Raw genomic sequence first — 5,537 nt, forward strand, 5'->3', positions numbered from 1 at the left:
GCTCCGTCCGTGCCCGGCCCCCGCCGCGCGGCCGGCGGCGCCCCCGCAAGCGCCCGAAGGCCAAAAGCAGCAGGAAGACACCACCTTTTTCTGAGCCGAAAATCGCGGCCATGTCGCGGCTGTCCACGATGTCTTCGGATTGTAGCGGCGGCCGTGTCTCGGTTGTCTCGGCCCAATTGTATCGGTCGCTCAGAGCGCCCGTCGGCAGATCTCGATCAGCCGTTCGACGTCCGCCTGGTCCTGATAGAGACCGAAGCCGAACCGGATGACGTCGTCGCGTACGTCCGCGACCACGCCGGCGTCCAGCAGGTGCCTGCGCCAGGTCGGCGCGTCCTCGTGCCGGAAGGCCAGGAAGCGCGCCCGGACGGTTTCGTCCGTGACCGGATTCAGCAGTTCGGCGTCCCGAAGCCGGCCGGCCTCGCCCGAGCCCGCGGCCGACTGGAAGGCCTGCATCAGGCCGCGCGCATGGGCGGCGACGTCCGCGGTCGTCAGCCCCGCTTCGTCCAGCATGCGGCGCACGCCGTTGAAGCGGTACAGGGCGCTGGCGTCGAACGTCGCGCCCCAGAACCGGCCGCCGTCGGTGCGGTACTGGACGCCTCCGGGCGGTCCTTCCAGGTCGCCGAACTCGGCGAACCAGCCGGTGATCACCGGCCGCGGGCAGACGCCGGGCGGGGCGTGCAGGAAGCAGGCGCCTTCCCCCGACATCGCGTACTTGTAGCCGCCGGCCAGATAGAAGATCCGGTCCGCCACGGCCGACAGATCCGTCGGCGCGGCCATGAAGCCGTGATAACCGTCCACCACGACCCAGGGACCCGCCGGGTCGGCCAGAGCCGCCAGATCGGCGATCCGCCGGAAGGTCTGGCCGGTGCGGAAGAAGACCTGGCTGACGACGATCAGGTCGAAGCCGCCGGCCTGGGCGACCTCTACGAACCGGGCGTCGAAGGTTTCGAAGGGATGCAGGGGAATGCGGGTGATCGCCGCCTGGCCTGCCTCCTCCCAGCGCTCGCCCTGGCGGCGGAAGGAGTGGAACTCCCCGTCCGTCGACAGGATGCGCACCGGCTTGCGCTCCAGGCCGGAGACGATGCGCAGCAGAAGTTCGTGGGTGTTGGGCGCGAACACGATGCTGTCCGGCGACGGCAAGCCCAGCTCCTTCGCCACATGGCCCTGCGCCTCCGGCACGACGTCGCCGAAGATCAGGTCCCACTTGCGGTCGGCGAACTGGTTGGCCTCGACCCAGGCGCGCACCTGGCCGTCGAAACTGGCGTCGGGCCACAGGTGGTGGCTGTGTGCGGCGAAATGCAGCCGCGCCGGATCCAGGGACAGCGCGCGGGAGAACAGGGGCTTGTAGCTCATGCCCGACCTTAACCGGATCGCCCGCCGGCCCAATAGAAAAGAGGCGGACCCGCACCGCGAATCCGCCTCCAATTCCATGCTTGAGCCACCTCCAGACAGCGATGGTCCGTACCCCGAGCGCTAGCGCCCAAGACCGCTCAAGCAGCGAGGGACCGCGTCCCGAGCGTTAGCGCCCTTAAACGAGCGCGCCGTGGCAGTGCTTGAACTTGCGCCCCGAGCCGCAGGGGCAGTTCGAGTTGCGCGGCGTGCGCTCCCAGCCCACCGGCAGGGCCTCGACCGGCAGCCGGGCGCGATCCTCGCCCTGCAGCTGGCCTTCCGGCAGCTGGGCGGAGGGGTTGGCCATCTCGTTCTCGCCGGTGCCGGGGTTCAGGTGGATTTCCTGGAACTCGGGCATCTCCATCGGGGGCGGGGCGTCCTGGAAGCGGAACTCCACCGTCATCAGCCAGCGGGTGACGTTGTGGCGCAGCTCGTACAGCAGCGTCTCGAACAGGTTGAAGGCTTCGGTCTTGTATTCGTTCAGCGGATCGCGCTGGCCGTAGCCGCGCAGGCCGATGACGCCGCGCAGGTGGTCCAGGTGGACCAGGTGCTCGCGCCACTGCATGTCGATCATCTGGAGCATGAACTGCTTTTCCAGACCCCGGATCTGATCGGCGCCGACCAGCTCCAGCCGCTCGGCCGCGCGGGCGTCGGCGGCGGCCACGATGCGTTCCTCGACCTCGTCGTTGGAGACGCCTTCCTCGGCGGCCCAGTCGGCCAGCGGCAGCTCCAGGCCCAGGGTCGAGCGGACCTTCTCGTCCAGCCCCTCGATGTCCCACTGCTCGGCGTAGGCCTTGGGCGGCATGTGCTTCTCGACCAGGTCCGCGATCACGTCGCCGCGGAACTCGGCGACCAGTTCGGACAGGTCCTCGGCGTCCATGAACTCCTGGCGCTGCTCGAACACGGCCTTGCGCTGGTCGTTCACGACGTCGTCGTACTTCAGCAGGTTCTTGCGGATGTCGTAGTTGCGGGTCTCGACCCGCTTCTGGGCGGTCTCGACGGCGCGGTTCAGCCACGGGTGCGAGATCGCCTCGCCCTCGGCCACGCCGAAGCTGCGCATGATCGCGTCCAGCCGATCGCCGGCGAAGATGCGCAGCAGATCGTCTTCGCAGGACAGGAAGAATTTCGAGACGCCCGGGTCGCCCTGACGGCCCGTCCGGCCGCGCAGCTGATTGTCGATCCGGCGGCTCTCGTGGCGCTCGGTGCCCAGGACGAACAGACCGCCGGCGGCCAGGGACCTCTCCTTCTGGACGGCGATGTCGGCCTTGAACTCGGCTTCCTGGGCCGCCTCCATCTCGGGGGTCACCTCGACGGCCATGTTGCGCTGGTCCTGGCGCCACTTCTGCATCCGCATCTCGAGGTTGCCCCCGAGCTGGATGTCGGTGCCGCGGCCGGCCATGTTGGTGGCGATGGTCACCGCGCCGGGCAGGCCCGCGTCGGCAACGATATAGGCCTCCTGCTCGTGCTGGCGGGCGTTCAGGACGCTGTGCGGAATGCCGCGCAGCTTGGTCTCATAGGTGATGTCGTAGGCGGCGTCGCCGATCTTGGCGGCCTCCTTGTCCTTGCCGGCGAACTCCGGCTTCAGGGTCCGCGAGACCTCGGTCTTGTACTCGTAGGTCTTCAGCAGTTCGGACAGGACCTCCGACTTCTCGATCGAGACGGTGCCGACCAGGATCGGCTGGCCCGCGACGTGGCATTCGGCGATCAGCTTGGCGATGGCCAGGTTCTTCTCGGCCTCGGTGCGGAAGATCTCGTCGTCGTGGTCGATGCGCTGGACCGGACGATGCGTCGGCACCTCCAGGACGTCCATCTTGTAGATGTCCAGGAACTCCTGGGCCTCGGTCGCCGCGGTGCCGGTCATGCCGGACAGCTTTTCATAGAGGCGGAAATAGTTCTGGATGGTCACCGAGGCCAGGGTCTGGTTCTCGGGCTGGATCTTGACGCCTTCCTTGGCCTCGATCGCCTGGTGCAGGCCCTCGGACAGGCGGCGGCCCTGCATCATCCGACCGGTGAACTCATCGATCAGCATGACCTCGCCGGCCTTGATGATGTAGTCCTTGTCCTTCTGATACAAGGTGTTAGCGCGCAGCGCCTGGTTGATGTGGTGCACCAGGGTGATGTTGGCCGCGTCGTACAGGCCCGTGGTGTCGGCGGCGAACAGGCCGCGCTCCTCCATGATCTGCTCGATCCGCTCCGAGCCTTCCTCGGTCAGCAGGGCCTGGCGCTGCTTCTCGTCGAGGTCGTAGGTCGCCTTGTCCTGGATCAGCTCCTTGATGATCGCGTCGACCGTCAGATACAGGTCCGAGCGATCCTCGGTCGGGCCCGAGATGATCAGCGGCGTCCGGGCCTCGTCGACCAGGATGGAGTCGACCTCGTCGACGATGGCGAAGTGGTGCGGGCGCTGGACCATCTCGCGCCGGTCGTAGACCAGGTTGTCGCGCAGATAGTCGAAGCCGAACTCGTTGTTGGTGCCGTAGGTGATGTCGGCCGCATAGGCCGCCTGGCGCTGGCCCTGCGACAGGCCGTTGACGATCACGCCGACCTCCAGGCCCAGAAACCGGTAGACGCGTCCCATCCACTCGGCGTCGCGACGGGCCAGGTAGTCGTTGACGGTGATGACGTGCACGCCCTTGCCCAGGAGGGCGTTCAGGTACACCGGAGCCACGGCCACCAGGGTCTTGCCCTCGCCGGTGCGCATCTCGGCGATGCCGCCTTCGTTGAGGATCATGCCGCCGGTCAGCTGGACGTCGTACTGACGCTGCCCCAGGACCCGCTTGGAGGCCTCGCGCGCCACGGCGAAGGCCTCGTTCAGCAGCTTGTCCAGGCTCTCGCCGCCCGCGATCCGATCCCGGAAGTGGTCGGTCATCATCCGCAGTTCGTCGTCGGACAGCGCGGCGTACTTGGCCTCCAGCGCGTTGATCTTCTGAACGCGGTTCATGAAGTCCTTGACCTTGCGGTCGTTGGATGAACCGAAAATCTTCTTGGCGAAGCCGAGCATGGGCGATCCGAAGGCGGGCGAGCGGCGAATGGCTCTGGTACGAGGTCCCGGAAGGGCGGCGGTCGAGCGCCGCGGAGGGGCCTCGGCGAAGGCGGCCCGGTGCGCCTGCAATCCAGGCGCGCGCGAGGGCCGCGCGAACGATCGAAAACCCCTCGACTTGGGCGCAGGCGGGACTTAAGCACCGGCCTTATCCCTGTCAACGCGAGGGCTATTGCCGCCCGCCGACGGAGCGCGCCCGAATGAGGCCATCCCGCACCCTGTTTCCGGTCTTGACCGCCCTTGTCCTGGGACTGGCGCTGACGGTCGCCGCCTGCGGCCGTCCGGGCGGGTCCGAGCGTCCGCCCGAGCCGGGAGACCGCGCCGTGGCCAAGGTCCAGGACGAGACCATCTGGGCCTCGGACGTCCGTCGCGAAGCGGTGGCGCAGGGCCTGGTCGGGGAGGGCGAGCCGCTGGACGTCACCTCGGACCTGTTCCGGCGGGTGCTGGACGAGGTGATCGATCAGAAACTGCTGGGCCGCGAGGCCGAACGCCGGGGCCTGGACAACTCCGCCTTGGCGCAACGCCGCCTGGAAGCCACCCGCGAACGCATCCTGGGCGACATGCTGGTCGAAACCGTCGTCAACAACACCATCACCGACAAGTCGGTCGAGGCCCTCTATCAGGAGCAGCTTCGCCTGGCGCGGACCTCGGAGGAGATCCGCACCCGCCTGATCCTGTCGCGCACCAAGGCCGAGGCCGACGCCGTGGTCGGCATCCTGGCCCAGGGCGCGGCCTTCGAGGCCGTCGCCATGGAGCGGTCGGTCGACGAGGCGACCCGCTTCTCGGGCGGCGACCTGGGTTATTCGACCCTGGACGTGATGCCGCAGGCCTATGCGAACGCGCTTCGGGACCGGCCGGCCGGCTCCACCGTCGGCCCGTTCCAGACCGAGGGCGGCTGGGCCGTGCTGCGGGTCGAGGACCGTCGCAAGGAGACGCCGCCCACGCTCGAGCAGGCGCGGCCCCAGATCGTGCGCTACCTGACCTACGAAGGGGTGCGCCAGCTGCTGGAGGAACTGCGAGGCAAGGCCAAGGTCGACCGTCCTGCTGAACGGCGAGGGACGCCCGACCCCAGGAACCCGCTTCCGCGCCCCGCGCGCCGGCCGCCCCCGCC

3 protein-coding genes are annotated in these 5,537 nt (G+C 68.4%); 1 reads left to right on the forward strand and 2 read right to left on the reverse strand.

Going from position 1 to position 5,537, the window contains the following annotated elements; all coding sequences use genetic code 11:
* Window positions 1–189: 189 nt before the first annotated feature.
* Both AC2W7C_RS12865 and secA read right to left on the reverse strand, forming a co-directional pair.
* Entirely contained in the window at window positions 190–1,353 is a 1,164-nt protein-coding gene (locus AC2W7C_RS12865) for an aminotransferase class V-fold PLP-dependent enzyme (protein ID WP_486001794.1), read from the reverse strand.
* Between the two features lie 175 nt (window positions 1,354–1,528).
* Window positions 1,529–4,387, reverse strand: a complete 2,859-nt coding sequence (gene secA, locus AC2W7C_RS12870; RefSeq protein ID WP_486001795.1) for a preprotein translocase subunit SecA — start codon at window positions 4,385–4,387, stop codon at window positions 1,529–1,531.
* A 239-nt stretch (window positions 4,388–4,626) separates the two neighbouring features.
* Between secA and AC2W7C_RS12875 the strand changes: the two genes are divergently transcribed.
* The coding region (locus AC2W7C_RS12875) for a peptidylprolyl isomerase (protein WP_486001796.1) at window positions 4,627–5,537 on the forward strand (911 nt) is incomplete at its 3' end.

Source organism: Brevundimonas sp. CURTG3B2_SDJG (assembly GCF_057364705.1).

What these genes read in the sequence shown, in the direction of transcription:
- AC2W7C_RS12865 (WP_486001794.1), bottom strand. Translation starts at nt 1,353, where the DNA reads ATGAGCTACAAGCCCCTGTTCTCCCGCGCGCTGTCCCTGGATCCGGCG.
- secA (WP_486001795.1), bottom strand. Translation starts at nt 4,387, where the DNA reads ATGCTCGGCTTCGCCAAGAAGATTTTCGGTTCATCCAACGACCGCAAG.